This window comes from Cephaloticoccus primus (genome assembly GCF_001580015.1).
In the GTDB taxonomy this organism is placed as follows: domain Bacteria; phylum Verrucomicrobiota; class Verrucomicrobiia; order Opitutales; family Opitutaceae; genus Cephaloticoccus; species Cephaloticoccus primus.
The window spans coordinates 1-17,237 of record NZ_LSZQ01000034.1 but is presented as its reverse complement, the minus strand read 5'-3'; the positions used below and the strand labels follow the sequence as shown (position 1 = coordinate 17,237).

The following is a 17,237-nucleotide window of genomic DNA, read 5'->3' as shown; positions in this document are numbered from 1 at the left end:
GGGGGGGGGGCGCTTGAGGAAAGGAGGTAAGGAAGCGCCCCAAGCCCCTAGTCAGCCCTGGCCAAGCGGGTTTCGATCAAGACCTTCTGCACGCCGGCTTTACGCACTTCGTCGAAGACGTAGATGGCCTGGCTGAAGAAGGCGTTTTCGTCGCCATTGATAAGCACTTTGGGATTGGCCTCGGAAGCCACGTAGGTTTGCAGCCGGACGAGGAATTCGTCGAGCGTCACCGGGTCTTTATCCCACGCCAGTGTGCCTTCATCGGTTACGGTGATGGTCACTGAGTTGGAGGGATCGCGAGGCTCGCCGGTTTCCGACCGGGGCAGCGCGACCCGCAGGCCGCCCGGTGTGTTGAGCGAGAGGGTGAAGAGGATGAAGGTGGCGAGCAGGAAGAAGATCACGTCAATGAGAGGGATAATCTCAATGCGCGCCTTCTTGGGGCCGCCACCCTGTGTGCCACCGGTCATACGGAGGAGTGTGTGTGCTGTTTGGCTTTAAAGCAGGAGGGGGGGCAGCCGCTCTTAGCGAGCGGTCGCCACTGCCTCGTGCTTGTGGAGGATGATTTCGAGGGCGCTGGCGGCGTCCGCCAGGTCGTGCTTCGCCTGCTCGGCCCGAGTGTTCAGGTAGTTGAAGGGCAGCATGGCGGTGATGGCGATGGCCAGACCGGTCGCCACGGCGATAAGCGCTTCACCCACACCACCAGTGATTTGCGAGGCATTGGCGGCGATGTCGCCTTCGCCCAGCGCGCCGAACACGCGCATCATACCAGTGACCGTGCCGAGCAGACCCATGAGCTGGACGATCGGGATAACGGTGTCGAGGGTGGGCAGGCCCTGCTGGAAGCGGGCGAGCTCGCGGTTCGAGGCGCGGACGAGCGCGTTGGCGAAAGAGGACTCGCGGTGCTCCAGCGCGTAAACGAGGACGCGTGCGACGAAGTCCGAGCTCTTCTTGCCGACGGCGATGGCGCCTTCGATGTCGTTTTTCTCGGCCTTATCCAGAATGAGTTCTACGGCCGCTTCCTCCCGACTACTGTTCTCGCGGATGATGAAGATGATGCGCTCGACGATGACCGTGATGGCGATGAAGGAGGTCAGCAGAATCGGCCACATGATGGGCCCTCCGTGGATGAACAACTCCATGAGAGTCAGGTTCATAAGGAACGCCACCGGCAGTAGTTGGGTAATCATAAGTATGAATGAGTTCGGGTTAGAGGATTAATGTAGAAGATGGGAAGAATTAAGTAGTTTGGAGATCAGATATGGGGTTGATGAGAGAGAGTCGCGATTACGAAGGAGGGCAGGCGTGCGCGCGGAGCGGCGGCGGGTATGCTGCGGTTGGGGCTGTGGCGCGTTAGTTTGTGGGGACCGGCCAAGGTTCGGACGCTTTGGTCCGGGAAACGTTCAGTTGTTCGTCTATTGCTTGCGTTTCCAAAATTGGAGGTAGGGCTGGGGCCTCTCGCCGGGAAGCGGGTTGGCGACTCGGGAGGAGTCCGCAGTTAGGGATTTGGGGTTGGGCAGTGTCAACCTCGAAGGTTGGGAGAAAGCAGATTGTGTACGGCGACTACTAGCGAAATTAGGGGGAGGAAGAGTCGCTTATTAGGTGGGGTTCTCAGTGCGTCGAGGTGATGGCTGCCCGGCTAGGATTCGAACCTAGACAAGCAGAGTCAGAATCTGCTGTGCTACCATTACACCACCAGGCAGTGGGATCACACTCAGGCATGGGCCTCGGAGCGAGTGCCCTGCCAAAACTGGAGCCGACGATGGGAATCGAACCCGCAACCGCCTGTTTACAAAACAGGTGCTCTACCGTTGAGCTACGTCGGCGCTAGAAAGTGCTGAGAAAAGGTTTTGAGAAGGAGCGGCTCGCGCAGCGACTGAGGGGGGGAGGGGAATCGCGTGCGGGAAAAAGAGGTTCTGTTGGTGGCTCCCCGGGGACTCGAACCCCGAACCAATTGATTAAGAGTCAACTGCTCTACCATTGAGCTAGGAAGCCGCAAATCAGAGGCGGGAGAAAACGTGAGCTCGTGCCAGCCGTGTCAACAGCGTTCGCGTGCTCGGCGCGCAATTTTTCGGCGCGGGTGTGAGAACTGCTTAAAAACGGCTCGCCCAAATAAATGGGGTTGCGACTCCCACTGCGCGTGGGGCGGCAGGCGGTGCCTGCACCCATTTACCGTGCCGCTTGCGAGCCGTGCGTTCCGCACAACTCACAAGCGGCACGGTTGCTCCCCCGACCTTCGGTCGGGCAGAGATTTAGCCGTTAACCAAAAAATCCGCCCCAATGGGTTTCCCGCTGGGGCGGATTTTTTTGGTTAACGAGTTTGGAACACACAAATGCCCCGGGCGGCGGGAAATTCCCTTTACAAGCGCGGAGTGGGCCTGTGCCTTCCTCCGCTTTTCTCATGCAAAAGACCAAGAAGTCCGTTGCCAAGCGCTTCAAACTTTCCGCCAGCGGGAAGCTGATGCACCGTTCGCCAGGGACGCGCCACATCGCCTCGACCAAGAGCTCGAAGCAGAAGCGCCGTCTCGGGCAGCCCAAGGCCCTCGCCGAGGGGCACGCCGCGCCGCTCAAGCGTTGCCTGCCTCACGGGCTGTGAGCTGGGGAAAACGACCGCATCAAAACAAGCGTAACTCACAAAAAATTCGCTCGACGGGTGATCCTCTCAGCCGACCCGCCAGCGACTAACAATAAAGGAAAACCAACATGGCTCGTGCAACCAACTCCCCCGCGTCGCGCAAGCGCCGCAAAAAAGTCCTGAAATACGCCAAAGGCTATTTCGGCAACAAGTCCCGGCTGTTCCGCTACGCGAACGACGCCGTCAAGCATGCCTGGCAGCATGCCTACATCGCCCGCCGCAAAAAGAAGAGCGACATGCGCGCGCTCTGGATCGTGCGCCTGAATGCCGCCTGCCGCGAAGCGGGCATCAGCTACAGCCGCTTCATGGAAGGGCTGAAGGCCGCGCAAATCGAGCTCGACCGCCGCGTGCTCTCCAACCTCGCGATTGAGGATGGCGCTGCCTTTGCCCAGCTCGTGAAGCAGGCGCAGGAGGCCCTGAAAGCCAAGGCCGCCGCCGCTGCGGCTGCCGCCAAGGCTTGATCTTCCTTTGATTTGTACGGGCGGCCTCGTGCGCCGCGTTTTTTATCGCCGCCGTGCGAAACGGCCGCCCCCCCAAGTCTCACGATTTATCGGAGGACGGGCCTCGACCGAGGTGCCGTCCTCTTTTTTTTTAGCCACTTCTCTGCATATCGTTTAGCCACATCGACCGTTTCGCGCGTGCGTGCGCTCCACGCCTCCTTGCCGAAGCTGGCCGCGCGTCCTTCCGTTATCCCTTTTTCCCATGCAACACACTTTGGATCAGATTGTTTCTGCTGCGCGTGCCGAGTTTGCCGCAGCGGCGCCGCTGCCCAGCCGCGCGGAGTTTGAGGCGGCGAAGGCCCGCTACGTCGGCCCCAACGGGCAGCTCACCGCCCAGATGAAAAAAATGGGCACCGTGCCGAAGGAGGAGCGCCCCGCGCTCGGCAAGCTCATCAACCAAACCAAGGTCGAAGTGCAGGCGCTGCTCGACGCGGCGCTGGCGCGGATCGAGGCCGCCGAACTGCGCGCCAGCCTCGGCCCGCCGATTGACCCGACGCTGCCTTCGCCCGACCTCGGGCGCGGCGCGTTTCACCCGCTCACGGCCGTGCGCGAGGAGCTCAGCCGCATCTTGCGCAAGGTCGGGTTTACCGTCGCCGATGGGCCCGAGGTCGAGACCGAGTACTACTGCTTCGACGCGCTCAACACGCCCGCCGATCACCCCGCGCGCGACACGCAAGACACGTTTTACCTGCCGCCCGCAGCGCGCTTTGCCAACGTGGCGAAGAAGAGCCCGCAGGAGCAGTACTTGCTGCGTACGCACACGTCTTCGGTGCAGATCCGCACGATGCTCAAGGGCCAGCCGCCGATCCGGATCGTCTCGCCGGGCCGTGTCTACCGGCGCGACACGACCGACGCCACGCACTCCGCCAACTTTCAGCAACTGGAGTGCCTCTACGTCGATAAGGGCGTCACCGTGCGCGACCTGAAGGCGCTGCTCGACTACCTCTTCGAGTCGCTGCTCGGCAAGGACACCAAGACCCGCTTCCGCCCGCATTATTTCTCCTACACCGAGCCCAGCTTCGAGGTGGACTTGAGCGCGCGCCATTTGCCGAAAGTGAACAAGGAGTGGATCGAGATCGGCGGCTGCGGCATGGTCGATCCGACGGTGTTTGCCGACGTGGGCTACGACCCCGAAGTGTGGAGCGGCTACGCCTTTGGCATGGGGATCGAGCGGATCGCCATGCTCCTCTACGGCATCGATGACATCCGCTACTTTTACCAAAACGACCTGCGTTTCTTATCCCAATTTGCCTGAGCGACGGGCCGCACACACAACGCTATGAAAATTTCCCTTAACTGGCTAAAAGACTACATCGCGCTGGAGGCTTCGACCGAGGAGATCAGCCGGGCGATTACCTTCCTCGGCTTTGAGGTCGAGGCTGTCCTGCAAACGGGGCTGCCGCCGCTCGAAAACGTGGTCGTGGGCCACATCCTCACGCGCGAAAAGCACCCGAATGCCGACAAGCTCTCCGTGTGCACGGTCGATGTCGGCCCCGAGCACGGGGGCGTGCGCACGATCGTTTGCGGGGCGCCAAACTGCAACGCGGGCTCGCGCGTCGTCGCGGCGTTGCCCGGCGCGGTGCTCCCGGGGGACTTCAAGATCAAGTCCTCGAAAATCCGCGGCCAGGTCTCCGACGGGATGCTGTGTTCGAGTGCGGAGCTCGGCCTCGGCGAAGATCACGACGGGATTCTCATCCTCTCCGGCGAGCCCGCACCTCCCGCCCCTGGCGCGCCGGCCAATGCGGTGCTGCCTGCGGGCGACACCGTTTTCGACGTCGAGATCACGCCCAATCGCCCCGACTGCCAATCGCACCTCGGCCTCGCGCGCGAGCTCGCCGCGTGGTTCAAGTTGCCGCTCAATTACCCGCAGGTGACGTTTCGCGGCCCGGCGGAAGGCGCGCCCGAGCGGCGCGACCTGCTCGCCTCCGTCCAGGTGGATACGCCGGTCGAGTGTCCGCTCTACAGCGCGCACGTCATTTCGGGCGTGAAGGTCGGGCCCAGCCCGGACTGGCTCCAGGCGCGCCTGAGCGCGGTCGGCCTGCGCCCGATCAACAACATCGTCGATGTCACCAACTACGTGCTCCTGGAGTACGGTCAGCCGCTCCACGCCTTTGATGCGGCGCGCATTGCGGGGCAGCAGCTCCGCATCCGCCACGCGCACGCGGGCGAGCTGCTCACCACGCTCGACGGCAAGGCGCGCGAGCTGGAGCCGCCCACGCTGGTCATCGCCGATGCGGAAAAGCCGCTGGCCGTGGCGGGCATCATGGGCGGCGAAACCTCCGGCGTCAGCGCGGAGACGACGGACATCGTGCTCGAGTGCGCCGTGTTTAAGCGGCAGAGCATCCGCCGCACCTCCAGGCGGCTGGGGCTGAGCTCCGACTCGTCTTACCGCTACGAGCGCGGGGTAGATCCGCACACTTCCATCGAGGCGGCGCAGCGCGCGGTCGACCTGATCCTTGCCACGGCGGGAGGGGCGGGGCAGGAGGGGCAGGGGGGCGGCGCGGTGGTGGGCCCCGTTTACCAGATCGGCGGCGAAGCACCCTGGCAGCGCGAGGTCGTCGTCACGCACGATTACATCTGCGAAAAACTCGGCTTCGACATTCCCTCTGCTGACATGCGCGCGGCCTTCGAGTCGCTGGAGCTGCGCATCACCCGGGAAGAGCCGACCGAGAGCCGCGGCCCGGCCTGGACGCTCGCGATCCCGAGCTGGCGGCAGGACCTCGACCGGCCCATCGACCTCGTCGAAGAAGTGCTGCGCGTTTACGGCACCGAGAAAATCCCCGCAGGCCGCGTCGTCAGCCCGGGGCTGCTCGCCGAGGATGCGCCTGCGGTCGTGTTTAATCGCCGCGCGACCGAGTTCCTCGTCGGGCACGATTTTCAGGAATGCGCCAACTACACGCTGCGCTCGGGCAAGGAGCTCAGCACCTGGGTTTCGCAAACGGCTGCCGCCGAGCTCGCGCTGGCAAACCCTTTTGTCGCCGATCAATCGCACCTGCGCCCGACGCTGATCCTCGGGCTGCTCGATACGCTGCACCTCAACCAATCGCGCGGCACCGCCGTGCAGCGGCTCTGCGAGGTGGGCCGCGTGTTCGTCGAGAGCAACGGCCAAAACTACGAGTGTGCTTCAGCGGCCTTCATCATCGCCGAGGACGGCGCGCGCCGCTGGCTCAAGCGCGAGCCGGCCGATTTTTACACGACCAAAAGCTTGGTCGCTGCGCTCGCTGAAATGGCGGGGATCGACTTTGCGCGGCAGCCGCTCCAACTCGCAGCGGGGGGCGAGCTCGGCTGGCAAGAAGGCCACGCGGCGACCGCGGGAGATCTGGGAAAACAGGGCTGGGCGGCGCAGCTCGGGCTGCTCGATCTCGCGCTCGTAAAGTCGCTCGGCATCGAGGGGCAGGTCTACGGTGGCTCGTTCTCCATCGTGCCGGAAAAGCTCGCGGCCGCCGCGCAGGCACGCCGCCGTTTCGCGCCCTTCAGCCTGTACCCGACTACGCAGCGCGACCTCGCGCTCGTCGTCCCCGCAGAGCTGCCCGCGGAGACTGTGCGCAAGCAGCTGCAAAAGGCGGCGCGCGCCGCAGCGGGCACGCGCTTCGCGGTCGAGGCGGTATCGCTCTTCGATGTTTATCGCGGCCCGGGCCTTGGCGAGGCGGAGAAGAGCCTCGCCTTCAGCCTGGTTTTTCGCGCAGAGGACCGCACCTTGACCGACGAGGAGGTCAACGCCGCCTTCCAGCGTCTTCAGGACGAGCTGCTCCAGGGGAGTGGCTACCGCCTCCGCAGCTAACGAGAAAACGCACGCACCCTCCCGCCCCCTACATCATGGCCGAAGAAATCGATATCGACCGCGTGGCGCAGCTCGCCCGCATCGCGCTGACGCCCGAGGAGAAACAAAAATTCTCCCGCCAGCTCGGCGACGTGCTCCACCACATCCACCAGCTTGAGCAAGTCGATGTCAGCGGCATTGAGCCGATGTCGCACGCACAGCCGCTCGCCAACGTGTGGCAAGAGGACGTCGCGCGCGCCGGGCTGCCCGTGGCCGAGGTGCTGCGCAACGCGCCGGCGCACCGCAGCAACATGATTTCCGTGCCCAAGATCATCGACTAGAGAGCGCGCGCTGCTCCCGAGCGCGGCTTCCCCTCACACGCCCATTGCCTGTTCCTCCCATCTCCGCGCCCTCCGGGCCGTCTTCTTTTTTTCTCTCTTTTGCGAATGAGCACTGCCGCCCCTCCCGTCCCTCCCTCCGCCCAAGCCGCCTCTTCCGCTCCGCTTCATTACCAAACAATCGGTGAACTCGGTGCCCGCCTCGCGTGCGGCGAGCTTAGCGCGGTGGAGCTCACCCGTGCGGTGATCGAGCGCACGCGTGCCGTGGAGCCGCAGGTGCGGGCCTTCAATTCGCGCGACGAAGAAGACGCGCTGGCGCAGGCTGCCCGCTCCGATGCGCGCCGCGCTGCGGGCCAGGTGCTGGGCCCGCTCGACGGCATCCCGATTGGCCTGAAGGACGTGATCGCCGTGCGCGACCAGCCGCTCACCGCGTCGAGCCGGATGCTCGCCAACTTCGTCTCGCCCTACGATGCGACGGTTGCCGAGCGGCTCAAAAACGCGGGCGCCGTTCTCTGGGGTCGCCTCAATCTCGACGAATTTGCGATGGGCTCCTCGACGGAAAACTCCGCCACGCAGACCACGCACAATCCCTGGGATCTCACCCGCGTGCCGGGCGGCTCTTCGGGCGGCAGCGCGGCGGCGGTCGCCGCGGGCGAGGCGATTGCAGCCCTCGGCTCGGATACTGGCGGATCGATCCGCCAGCCCGCTGCGCTCTGCGGTGTGGTGGGGCTAAAGCCCAGCTACGGGCTTGTCTCGCGTTACGGGCTGATCGCCTTTGCTTCGTCGCTCGACCAGATCGGCCCGTTTACGCGCAGCGTGGAAGACGCCGCGCTCCTGCTCCAGGCAATCGCCGGACACGACGAGCGCGACTCGACTTCCTTTAAAACCGCGATCCCCGACTATCGTGCCGCGCTTTTCGGCGCGGGGGAAACGCTCGGGCAGAGGAGCCCCGCCAGTAGCGGCGGAGCGGCCAATGCGGCTTTGGCACCTGCTGGCGCACTTTGCGCGGGCCGCCGGCTCGGCGTGCCAAAGGAATATTTCGGCGAAGGGATCGACCCCGAAGTCGCCGCCGCGGTCGAAGCGGCGATTGCGTTTTACCGCGAGCAAGGCTGCGAGATCGTCGAAGTGTCGCTCCCGCACACGCGCTACTGCCTCGACGTCTACTACGTGCTCGCGACGGCCGAGGCGTCGTCGAACCTCGCCCGCTACGACGGCATCCGCTACGGCCACCGCGCGCAGGGCGCCCGCGACATCATTGACCTGTACTTCAAGTCGCGCGCCGAAGGCTTTGGCGAAGAGGTCAAGCGCCGGATTATCCTCGGCACCTATGTGCTCTCCAGCGGCTACTACGACGCGTACTACCTGCGCGCGCAAAAAGTGCGGCGGCTGGTCACGCAGGATTTTCTCAAGGCCTACGAGCAGGTCGATGCGCTGATCACGCCGACCGTGCCCGCGCCCGCTTTTGAGATCGGGGCCAAGGCCGACCCACTCGCACTCTACCTCTGCGACATTTACACGATTGGCGCGAACCTCGCCGGACTGCCCGCGATCAGCTTGCCCTGCGGCTTCACCAGCAGCGGGCTGCCGATCGGCCTGCAATTGATCGGGCAAGCCTTCGCCGAGGCCGACTTGCTCAAAATCGCCCACGCCTACGAATCGGCGCACGACTGGTGCCGCCGCAGGCCGGCGCTCTAACCGGTTGCTCCGGGCCCCCGCATCTCACCCCCGTTCCACTTTTCCCAGCCCCTCCTCCCGCCCGCCCACACTCTCCCCTCACATGGCAAATTACGAAGCAGTCATCGGCCTGGAAGTGCATGTGCAGATCCGCACGCACTCGAAGATGTTTACCCGCGTGGCCACGGGCTACGGGCAACCGGAAAACACGCTGACTGACCCGACCGTGCTCGCGCTCCCGGGCGCGCTCCCCGTCATGAATCGCGCGGCGCTCGACGCCATCATCAAGGCCGGCCTCATGCTCGGCTGCGAGATCGCGCCCGTCTGCAAATGGGATCGCAAAAACTACTTCTATCCCGACTCGCCGAAGAACTACCAGATCTCCCAGTACGACCAGCCGATCTGCCTCGGCGGCGCGGTCGAGATCGAGCTCCCCGGCCCCGCGCGCAACCTCATGGGCGAGCACAAGTTGATCCCGCTCACGCGCATCCACCTCGAAGAAGACGTGGGCAAATGCAGCCACGGCGCGACTGATTCGCTCGTCGATTACAACCGCGCGGGCACGCCGCTGATGGAGATCGTATCCGAGCCCGCGCTGCACAGCGGAGAGGAAGCCTACGCGTACTTGACCGCGCTGCGCGCAGCGATTGTGCAGGGCGGCATCTCCGACTGCGACATGGAGAAGGGCCAGATGCGCTGCGATGCGAACATCTCTATAAGGCCCGTGGGTGCGACCGGGCTCGGGACGAAGGTCGAGCTGAAAAACCTCAACTCCATCTCCTACGTCCGCGCGGGCATCGACCACGAGATCAAGCGGCAGGTCGCCCTCATCGAGTCGGGCGGCACGATCGTCCAGGAAACCCGCGACTACGATGGGCTGACCGGTGCTTCGCAGTCGCTGCGCACCAAGGAAATGGCGCACGATTACCGCTACTTCCCCGACCCGGACCTGATGCCCGTGCAGGTCGATGAGGCATGGAAGGCGCGGCTGCGCGCGAGCTGCCCCGAGCTGCCCTTTGACCGGCAACGCCGCTACTTCCGCGATTATGAGCTCCCCTACACGTTGACCTCTGTCCTCATCTGGGATCGCCCGCTGGCCGAGTACTTCGAGGCCGCAGTCAAGGCGGGAGGAGCCGCCGGAAAGGCGCGCGCACAACAAATCGGCAACTGGATCGCCAACGACCTGCTGCGCGAGCTCAAGGCGGGAGGAGCTGCGGGAGCGGAGGGCACGGGAGGGGCGGGAGGGCTCGCTCTTGCCGAGGTCAAGATGCGGCCCGAGCACATCGCCGAGCTCGTCGAGCTGGTCGAGAGCGGCAAGCTGCTCGGCCCGGCAGCCAAAGAAGTTTTCGCGCAAACCTTTGCCAGCGGCGAAGCCCCGCTCGCCGTCGCCGAGCGCGCGGGCCTGCTCGCACAGCCGACCGATTCGGGCGACCTCGAAGCGTGGTGCCGCGAGGCAATCGCGAACAACGCAAAGGCGGCGGCCGAATTTCGCGCCGGAAAAGAGAGCGCCATCAACGGACTGAAAGGCCCCGTCATGAAAGCCGCGCGCGGCAAGGCCAACCCGCGCGAAGTCGACGAGACCCTGCGCCGCCTGCTCGCAGAGTAAATCGGTCGCAGCCCTACGCTACGCGCGGGGCGGGAGGGCGGCCCTACGCGGGCGGCGGCAGGCAGTGCCTGCACCCATTTACTGTGCGGCTTGCGTGCCGTGCATTCTGCACAGCACAGCAAGCCGCACAGTTGGGAAATACCTCCAGGCGGCGATTTACCCGTTAACCAAAAACTTCGCCTAAATGGGTTTTTGCTCCATTCGCGTTGTGAGCAGCTCCTCTGTCGCAACGGCGACTGGGGGGGGCTTTAAACTTGCGATTTTGGGCAGGAGGGCGGGCGCGCAGCGCACGGGCAAAATCGCAAATTGAATGGCACGGGGCGCCACTGACGAGCCGCCAACGAGCGGCTCGCAAAATAAGTGGGTCTGCGACCCCGCCCCACGCGCGGTGGAGGCCTTCGACGCTTTTACTGGGCCGAGCGCAGGCTGCGCTCCCGCTCCAGGATCGTCGGGTGCGAATAGTAGAAGCTACTGTACCACGGGTGTGGGGTCAGGTTACTGAGGTTTTTCTGCGCGAGTTTGTGCAGCGCGCTGACGAGTGCCTCGCCGCCGCCCATCGCGTCGCGTGCAAAGGCATCGGCCTCGTACTCGTGCTTGCGCGAAAAGTAGTTTCCCAGCGGCGACAGCCAAAACGTCACCCCGCCGCTCAGCAGCCCGAAGAGCAGCAAGGTCGGCGCGAGCTCGCCGAGAGGGAACCCGAAGGCTGGGTTAAACCAGTTGCTCTGCGCCAGCCAGGCGATCAACGCGAAGCCGCCAAACTGCGTGAGCGCCGCCACCGCCAACCGCTGCGGGATGTGCCCGCGCCGGTAGTGGCCGATCTCGTGGGCCAGCACCGCCTCAAGCTCCTCGGGCGTCAGTTGCGCGATCAGGGTGTCAAACAGCACGATCCGCCGAAACCGCCCGAAGCCCGTGAAAAACGCGTTCGAGTGACCCGAGCGTTTCGAGCCATCCATCACCTCAATCGCCGCCGCGCGAAACCCCGCGCGCTCGCTCATCGCCAGCAGCCGCTCGCGCAATTCCCCCTCGGGCAGCGGGCTCAGTTTATTGAAGAGCGGCAAAATCAGCTTTGGGTAGAGCACCAGCATCAGGAGTTGAAGCCCGAACAAAAGCGCCGCTCCCCACAGCCACCATCCGCGCCCCACCCAGCCCACGAGCGACAGCAGCAACCACAGCAGTGGAAACCCGATGACGAGCGCGAGCAGCAGCCCCTTCAGTTTATCGCTCAGCCACAGCGCGGGCGTCGCTTTGTTAAAGCCGTAACGTTGCTCCAGCCGAAACTGCGACCACCAATCAAACGGCAGCCCCGGGATCGACAGCAGCAGCCCCACCAGCAGTAGAAACGCCGCGCGCGTCCACACCGCTTCCCCCGCGCCGCTCCCGCCCCAGCTCACCACCGTATCGTAAAGTGCGGGCAGCACTCCGCCGACCAGAACCAGCGCCAGCACGAAAAAATCGTAGAGCGAGGAAAACTGCCCGAAGCGCGAGCGCGCCAAGGTATAGGCCACCGACTGCCTGTACGTCGCCTCATCCATGATCGAGGCCACCGCTGCCGGCGGCCGCTCCGCGTGGCGGCGCACTTCTGCGCAATTAAGCGCGGCCAGGATCCACTCCGCCACCAAGCGCAGCACCAGCAAGCCGAGGGCAACCAAAAGCACGGGAGACATATAGCCCCGCAGTGCAGGGCCCACCTGCCCCTTCCGCCAGTCCAAAGATAGTTTGAAATGGCCCTGCCCCACCGCATCGTCCCGCAGCGTGGACGACTCCCAGCAGCCCGAACTTTCATTTGAAGATGCTCTCAAGAAACTGGAGCAAGTCATCGCCTCGATGGAGGGCGGCAAGGTACCGCTGGCCGAGCTCGTCACCCAGTTTGAAGAGGGCAACCGTCTGCTCAAGCAGTGCCAAGGCCGCCTCAAGGAGGCCGAGCTGAAGATCGAGCAACTCAGGCAAGCCGAGGGAAAGCCCGCCAAGTTCGAGGCCTTTGAGGTGGGCCGCGAAGACTGACCCGCCCGCTGCCGCCCCCCCTCCGCGCGCGCACAACTGCCCTCCACGCCCTGCCGCTTGCCCAACGACGCACTGGCCACTTGGCCACCGATCCGCCCGCCCGCCCCGCTTACTCTCCCCGCCTTCCTTTTTCGATGAGTGCTCCCGCCCCGGCCACCACAGCCGACGTTTCAAGCTCCGCCGCCACCGAGCCCGCCCCCGCCACCGCAGCCGACGATTTTTGCGCGCCCCGCGCCCCGCGCGGTGCCCTGCTCTCAGGCATCCACAGCCCCGCCGACTTGAAGGCCCTCACCGCCGGGCAGCTCCCCGAGCTCGCGCAGGAGATTCGCGACCAGATCATCGCCGTCACTTCCGCGACCGGTGGTCACGTGGGCCCCAACCTCGGCGTCGTCGAGCTCTCCATCGCGCTGCACCGCGTCTTCGATACGCCGCAAGACCAGTTCGTCTTCGACGTCTCGCACCAGGGCTATATCCACAAGCTGCTGACCGGGCGCGGCGGCGCGTTTTTCCAAAAACTGCGCCAGAGCGGCGGCGCCAGCGGTTTCCTCTCGCGCGACGAAAGTGCGCACGACGCCTTCGGCGCAGGCCACGCGGGCACCGCCCTCTCTGCTGCACTCGGCATGGCCACTGCGCGCGACCTGCGCGGCACCAGCGAGCACGTCGTCGCGATCTGCGGCGACGCCGCCTTCACCTGCGGGATCACAATGGAGGCGCTCAACAACATCGTCACCTCCACCAAGCGGCTCATCGTCATCCTCAACGACAATGAGTGGTCCATCGCGCGCAACGTCGGCGCCATCGCCAAGTACCTGAACCGGCTCACCACCAGCCGCGCCTACAACCGCGCACACCACGACCTGGAGAAGTTTTTCACCAGCCTGCCCGGCGGCGCCGACATGCACCGCCTCTTCACCAAGTGGAAACGCGAGACCAAGGACTTCTTCGTCGAATCCAGCCTCTTCGAAAAATTCGGGCTGCGCTACATCGGCCCCATCGACGGGCACAACCTCGACGAACTCACCAAGAACCTGGAGTTCGCCAAAAACGCCGACACGCCGATCCTCCTGCACGTCCTCACCAAAAAAGGGAAGGGACTCCAGGTAGCAGTCGACCACCCTGAGAAGTTTCACGGCGCCAGCCCCTACGACCCGCAGACCGGAGAAGCGATTCGCGCGGCCTCACCTGCCGCGGCCTCGAAGGCCAGCGACCAACCGGGCGCCCCACGCGCGCTCGCCAAGGCGGCAGCCGCAACCCCGCCACTCCCGACGGCACCCGCCCTCCCGCCACTGCGCGAAAATTATCAAGACGTTTTTGGCCGCGCGCTCACCCGCTTCGCGCGCGAAGACCGGCGCATCGTCGGCATCACCGGCGCGATGCCCAGCGGCACCGGCCTCAACCACCTGAAAGCCGCGCTCCCCGAGCAGTTTTTCGACGTCGGTATCGCCGAGGAGCACGCCGTCCTCTTCGCCGCCGGACTCGCCACCAAGGGCATCCGCCCCGTCGTCGCGATTTACTCCACCTTCCTCCAGCGCGCCTACGACCAGATCATCCACGACATCTGCCTGCAACGGCTGCCCGTCGTCTTCTGCATGGATCGCGCCGGCCTCTCCGCCAACGACGGCCCCACCCACCACGGCCTGTTCGACATCGCCTACCTGCGCTGTGTGCCCGGCGTCACACTCATGCAGCCCAAGGATGAAGACGAACTCGTCGACATGCTCCACACCGCGCTGCGGCACGAAGGGCCTGCCTTCATTCGCTATCCGCGCGGCACCGGCCCCGGCACGCCGGTCAAGCCCGCTCCCGCCGTGCTCCCGCTAGGCAAAGCCGAAGTACTGCGCGAAGGCAGCGACCTCGCCCTCTGGGCCCTCGGCCCGATGCTTCAGGATGCACTCGCGCTCGCCGAGAGGCTCCACGCCGAAGCCGGGCTGCAAGCCGCCGTTGTTAACGCCCGCTTCGCCAAGCCCCTCGACCACGAGCTCCTCCTCGCGCAAGCGGCCACCTGCCCCCTCATCGTGACGCTGGAAGACCACGTCGCCAGCGGCGGCTTCGGCACCGCCGTGCTCGAAACCCTTCAAGACGCCGACAGCCAAACAGCAGTCGAGCGCATCGGCTGGCCCGACCAATTCATCGGCCACGGCAGCAACGTCGCGGGACTCCGCGCCGCCCACGGCCTTGCCCCCGAAACGCTCTACACCCGCATCCTCACCGCCCACCAGCGGCTGAACGCGCTGCGCTGACGCGCAGCGGCCAATAACTTCAGACTGCCCTGCGCGGGCGGCGGCAGGCGGTGCCTGCACCCATCTACTGTGCGGTTTGCTTGGCGGGCGGAACGCCCGCCAAGCAAACCGCACAGTAGAATGAGTCTGACCTCCGGTCAGCAATGTTCAGTCAAGCTTGGGGATCGTACGCGGTACAAAAGAACAGGACGACGCACCAACGAGTGCGCCGCAAAGTAAAGCGGTCGAAGACCGCGCCCAAATGGGTTTGCGCCTCCAATCGCATTTGAAGCTCCTTCCCCTGTCGTGAAACGACAGGGGGATATCCCGTTAAATTTGCGATTTTGTTTGGGCGCGAAGCGCACGGGCAAAATCGCAAATTAAATGGAAGTGGTCACCGACCACCGCCCCACGCGCAGTGCAGCAAAATCCGCTCACTCAGTGTGTTTTTTGAGCAACCCTTGGGTTTCGATGAAGGTGGTGATTTCGGAGAGGCCTTCGCCGGTTTTCTGATTGGAGAAGAGGAAGGGGCGCGGGCCGCGCATTTGACGCGCGTCGCGGGCCATCACGTCCAGCGAGGCGCCGACCAGCGGCGCAAGGTCGGTTTTGTTGATGACGAGCAAGTCGCTGCGGGTGATGCCCGGGCCGCCTTTGCGCGGGATCTTGTCACCTGCGGCCACGTCGATCACGTAGAGCGTCAGGTCGGAGAGCTCGGGCGAAAAGGTCGCCGAGAGGTTGTCGCCACCGGACTCGACAAAGATGAGCTCCAGATCGGGGAAACGCCGATGGAGCCGATCCACGGCTTCCAGATTGATCGAGGCGTCTTCGCGGATCGCCGTGTGCGGGCAGCCGCCCGTCTCCACGCCGATGATGCGCTCGGCAGGCAGCGCTTCGTGGCGCACGAGAAACTGCGCGTCCTCGGCGGTGTAAATGTCGTTGGTAACGACCGCGATGCTGTACCGGTCGCGCAGGGCGCGGCACAGGCCCAGCGTCAGCGCCGTCTTGCCGGAGCCGACCGGGCCGCCGATGCCGACGCGCAGGGGTTGATGGATAGGTGTCATGATCGGAAAAGTCTCGTGTATTGGGTTTCGTGGCGACTGCTGGCTATCGCCAGCCCGGGCGAAAAGTTGCTCCACTGCGCTTCGGGCAGCGCCGCCGCCTCGGCCGCCAGCGCAGGAATGCGCGCACCCAGTGTCGCGAGCAGGCGCTGCCCCGCGCTCTGGCCCAGCGGGACCGCCTTCACTGCGGCCATCACCTGATTTTCCAGCCACGCCCACAGGTATGCGGCTAGGGACTGATCGGCGGTGATTTCCCAAGCCGCCGCCGCGGCAGTCCAGACTGTCGGGAAAGCCGGCTCCTCAATCGCCAGCAGTCGCGCGCGCCAGCCCGGCAATGCCGCAAACGCGTCGAGCCCGGACAACAGCCTGCGCAGCGACCAGCCCATCTGCACGGTTTCGGCGCGCAGCTCCATCGTTTCGCGGGTGGCGATAAACTCGGTATTGAGCGCGGCCACACGGGCACCACCTCTCGCCCCTCCCTCCTCCCCCTCGCGCCAAGCCGCGAGCAGAGCCGCAACGAGCGGTGCTTCCAGCTGCGCCATGCTGTGGCTGAGCGCGTCGCCGATCCAGCGGGCGGCTCCCGCCTCGTCGCCGACTGCGCCGGACTCGACCGCCCACTCCAGGCCCTGCGAGTAAGTGTAAGCGCCAACCGGCAGCGTCGGGCTGCTGAGCTGCAAGAGCCGGACGAGCGAGAGAAGCGGCGGGAGCGGCGACGACTCGGGCTGGGACGAAAGCGGCATGCGTGTTGAGCGGGCGAGAGCGTGGGAAAGGCGGGAGGGATGAGGCGCGGCTTCACTCCCCGCCCATCATGTGAATTTTCGCCCCTCCCTGCCCACCCGCCCCGTTCGCTACGCCGACTTCGCCGTGAGCATGCGAATGCGTGTGAGCGTGAGTGTGCTCATGATCGTGTGGTTGCGCGTTATTGTGGCCGTGACTGTGCGAATGCCCGTGCGAGTAGGCGCCGGCCTCCGGCTCAAATGCGGCGCGGATGGCGCGCACGTCTGCGCCCAAGCCACGCAGCATGGCTTCAAGGACATGATCGGCCTGGATCCGCAGGCCCCCCTCGCCGATCTCGACCATCACATGACGGTTGCCGAGGTGGTAGGCGGCGCGAGCGAGCGCGAGAGTACCCGCGCAGCGCGCCTCCAGCAGGGCTTCTGCGGCGGCGACCACGGCGACGATCCGGCCATCGCTGGCTCGGAGTTTCTGCCCACCGCGCAGCAGTGTGCCGCGCTCCAGTAGCAGGGCCGCTTCTTCGCCGCTGCCGAGGCGGACGCGCTGGCGGCTTTTGCTGCGCGCATCGAAGTCCAGCTCCAGCGTGTCAGTGGCGGCCTGCGGGCCGTCGTACAGAGAGGAGAGTTCCAACATAGAGTGCCTTTTTAAGCTAATTCCTAGCTAGAGCGGAAGCTAGCGATATTTTAAGGGTGAAATGCTGCCCTGACTGTGAGG

15 protein-coding genes and 3 tRNA genes are annotated in these 17,237 nt (G+C 65.0%); 9 read left to right on the top strand and 9 right to left on the bottom strand.

What is annotated here, in order from left to right; translation table 11 throughout:
• Positions 1-47: 47 nt before the first annotated feature.
• The 5 genes from AXK11_RS04465 to AXK11_RS04445 all read right to left on the bottom strand — a co-directional run bounded on the left by AXK11_RS04465 (position 48) and on the right by AXK11_RS04445 (position 1,992).
• Complete coding sequence (locus tag AXK11_RS04465; RefSeq protein WP_068629727.1) at positions 48-467, bottom strand: ExbD/TolR family protein; 420 nt, start codon at positions 465-467, stop codon at positions 48-50.
• 54 nt (positions 468-521) lie between these two features.
• Positions 522-1,187, bottom strand: a complete 666-nt coding sequence (locus tag AXK11_RS04460; RefSeq protein ID WP_068629725.1) for a MotA/TolQ/ExbB proton channel family protein — start codon at positions 1,185-1,187, stop codon at positions 522-524.
• A gap of 438 nt (positions 1,188-1,625) precedes the next feature.
• Positions 1,626-1,699: transfer RNA gene (locus AXK11_RS04455), tRNA-Gln, on the bottom strand.
• 49 nt (positions 1,700-1,748) lie between these two features.
• Positions 1,749-1,823: transfer RNA gene (locus tag AXK11_RS04450), tRNA-Thr, on the bottom strand.
• A 94-nt stretch (positions 1,824-1,917) separates the two neighbouring features.
• A tRNA-Lys gene (locus AXK11_RS04445) sits at positions 1,918-1,992 on the bottom strand.
• A 406-nt stretch (positions 1,993-2,398) separates the two neighbouring features.
• On the opposite strand from AXK11_RS04445, the gene rpmI reads away from it, so the two are divergent.
• The 7 genes from rpmI to gatB all read left to right on the top strand — a co-directional run bounded on the left by rpmI (position 2,399) and on the right by gatB (position 10,510).
• Complete coding sequence (gene rpmI, locus AXK11_RS04440; RefSeq protein ID WP_068629723.1) at positions 2,399-2,593, top strand: 50S ribosomal protein L35; 195 nt, start codon at positions 2,399-2,401, stop codon at positions 2,591-2,593.
• A 107-nt stretch (positions 2,594-2,700) separates the two neighbouring features.
• Positions 2,701-3,093 carry a 50S ribosomal protein L20 gene (gene rplT, locus AXK11_RS04435; protein ID WP_068629721.1) on the top strand — a complete coding sequence of 131 codons (393 nt, stop codon included), beginning with the start codon at positions 2,701-2,703 and terminating at the stop codon, positions 3,091-3,093.
• A 241-nt stretch (positions 3,094-3,334) separates the two neighbouring features.
• Positions 3,335-4,387 carry a phenylalanine--tRNA ligase subunit alpha gene (gene pheS, locus AXK11_RS04430; protein ID WP_068629719.1) on the top strand — a complete coding sequence of 351 codons (1,053 nt, stop codon included), beginning with the start codon at positions 3,335-3,337 and terminating at the stop codon, positions 4,385-4,387.
• 24 nt (positions 4,388-4,411) lie between these two features.
• Positions 4,412-6,913, top strand: coding sequence for a phenylalanine--tRNA ligase subunit beta (gene pheT / locus AXK11_RS04425; RefSeq protein ID WP_068629716.1), 2,502 nt, complete (start codon positions 4,412-4,414; stop codon positions 6,911-6,913).
• 35 nt (positions 6,914-6,948) lie between these two features.
• Positions 6,949-7,233 carry an Asp-tRNA(Asn)/Glu-tRNA(Gln) amidotransferase subunit GatC gene (gatC, locus tag AXK11_RS04420; protein ID WP_068629714.1) on the top strand — a complete coding sequence of 95 codons (285 nt, stop codon included), beginning with the start codon at positions 6,949-6,951 and terminating at the stop codon, positions 7,231-7,233.
• Positions 7,234-7,338: 105 nt separating this feature from the next.
• On the top strand, positions 7,339-8,925 hold the full coding sequence (locus AXK11_RS04415; RefSeq protein WP_082780886.1) for an amidase family protein: 1,587 nt from the start codon (positions 7,339-7,341) through the stop codon (positions 8,923-8,925).
• An 82-nt stretch (positions 8,926-9,007) separates the two neighbouring features.
• A complete protein-coding gene (gene gatB / locus AXK11_RS04410; protein ID WP_068629712.1) occupies positions 9,008-10,510 on the top strand; it encodes an Asp-tRNA(Asn)/Glu-tRNA(Gln) amidotransferase subunit GatB in 1,503 nt (500 codons plus the stop codon).
• 407 nt (positions 10,511-10,917) lie between these two features.
• Here the strand turns inward: gatB and AXK11_RS04405 are convergent, their stop codons facing one another.
• Positions 10,918-12,174 (bottom strand): M48 family metallopeptidase, encoded by a 1,257-nt coding sequence (locus tag AXK11_RS04405; RefSeq protein WP_068629710.1) that lies wholly within the window; start codon positions 12,172-12,174, stop codon positions 10,918-10,920.
• 52 nt (positions 12,175-12,226) lie between these two features.
• Between AXK11_RS04405 and xseB the strand changes: the two genes are divergently transcribed.
• Positions 12,227-12,511 (top strand): exodeoxyribonuclease VII small subunit, encoded by a 285-nt coding sequence (gene xseB / locus AXK11_RS10185; protein WP_231865756.1) that lies wholly within the window; start codon positions 12,227-12,229, stop codon positions 12,509-12,511.
• A gap of 134 nt (positions 12,512-12,645) precedes the next feature.
• A complete protein-coding gene (locus AXK11_RS04395; protein ID WP_082780887.1) occupies positions 12,646-14,751 on the top strand; it encodes a 1-deoxy-D-xylulose-5-phosphate synthase in 2,106 nt (701 codons plus the stop codon).
• Between the two features lie 413 nt (positions 14,752-15,164).
• Here the strand turns inward: AXK11_RS04395 and ureG are convergent, their stop codons facing one another.
• The 3 genes from ureG to ureE are packed head-to-tail and all read right to left on the bottom strand — an operon-like array spanning position 15,165 to position 17,156.
• The gene (gene ureG, locus AXK11_RS04390; protein ID WP_068629706.1) at positions 15,165-15,791 is read right to left on the bottom strand and encodes an urease accessory protein UreG; all 627 of its coding nucleotides are present in this window, start codon (positions 15,789-15,791) and stop codon (positions 15,165-15,167) included.
• Entirely contained in the window at positions 15,788-16,528 is a 741-nt protein-coding gene (locus AXK11_RS04385) for an urease accessory protein UreF (RefSeq protein ID WP_068629704.1), read from the bottom strand. Before AXK11_RS04385 ends, ureG begins: the two co-directional genes overlap by 4 nt.
• Positions 16,529-16,580: 52 nt before the next feature.
• A complete protein-coding gene (gene ureE, locus AXK11_RS04380; protein WP_068629702.1) occupies positions 16,581-17,156 on the bottom strand; it encodes an urease accessory protein UreE in 576 nt (191 codons plus the stop codon).
• Between the last annotated feature and the right edge of the window lie 81 nt (positions 17,157-17,237).

Bases quoted from the DNA above. Each gene is read 5' to 3' on its own strand.
- AXK11_RS04465 (WP_068629727.1), bottom strand. From the start codon at position 467: ATGACCGGTGGCACACAGGGTGGCGGCCCCAAGAAGGCGCGCATTGAG.
- AXK11_RS04460 (WP_068629725.1), bottom strand. From the start codon at position 1,187: ATGATTACCCAACTACTGCCGGTGGCGTTCCTTATGAACCTGACTCTC.
- rpmI (WP_068629723.1), top strand. From the start codon at position 2,399: ATGCAAAAGACCAAGAAGTCCGTTGCCAAGCGCTTCAAACTTTCCGCC.
- rplT (WP_068629721.1), top strand. From the start codon at position 2,701: ATGGCTCGTGCAACCAACTCCCCCGCGTCGCGCAAGCGCCGCAAAAAA.
- pheS (WP_068629719.1), top strand. From the start codon at position 3,335: ATGCAACACACTTTGGATCAGATTGTTTCTGCTGCGCGTGCCGAGTTT.
- pheT (WP_068629716.1), top strand. From the start codon at position 4,412: ATGAAAATTTCCCTTAACTGGCTAAAAGACTACATCGCGCTGGAGGCT.
- gatC (WP_068629714.1), top strand. From the start codon at position 6,949: ATGGCCGAAGAAATCGATATCGACCGCGTGGCGCAGCTCGCCCGCATC.
- AXK11_RS04415 (WP_082780886.1), top strand. From the start codon at position 7,339: ATGAGCACTGCCGCCCCTCCCGTCCCTCCCTCCGCCCAAGCCGCCTCT.
- gatB (WP_068629712.1), top strand. From the start codon at position 9,008: ATGGCAAATTACGAAGCAGTCATCGGCCTGGAAGTGCATGTGCAGATC.
- AXK11_RS04405 (WP_068629710.1), bottom strand. From the start codon at position 12,174: ATGTCTCCCGTGCTTTTGGTTGCCCTCGGCTTGCTGGTGCTGCGCTTG.
- AXK11_RS04395 (WP_082780887.1), top strand. From the start codon at position 12,646: ATGAGTGCTCCCGCCCCGGCCACCACAGCCGACGTTTCAAGCTCCGCC.
- ureG (WP_068629706.1), bottom strand. From the start codon at position 15,791: ATGACACCTATCCATCAACCCCTGCGCGTCGGCATCGGCGGCCCGGTC.
- AXK11_RS04385 (WP_068629704.1), bottom strand. From the start codon at position 16,528: ATGCCGCTTTCGTCCCAGCCCGAGTCGTCGCCGCTCCCGCCGCTTCTC.
- ureE (WP_068629702.1), bottom strand. From the start codon at position 17,156: ATGTTGGAACTCTCCTCTCTGTACGACGGCCCGCAGGCCGCCACTGAC.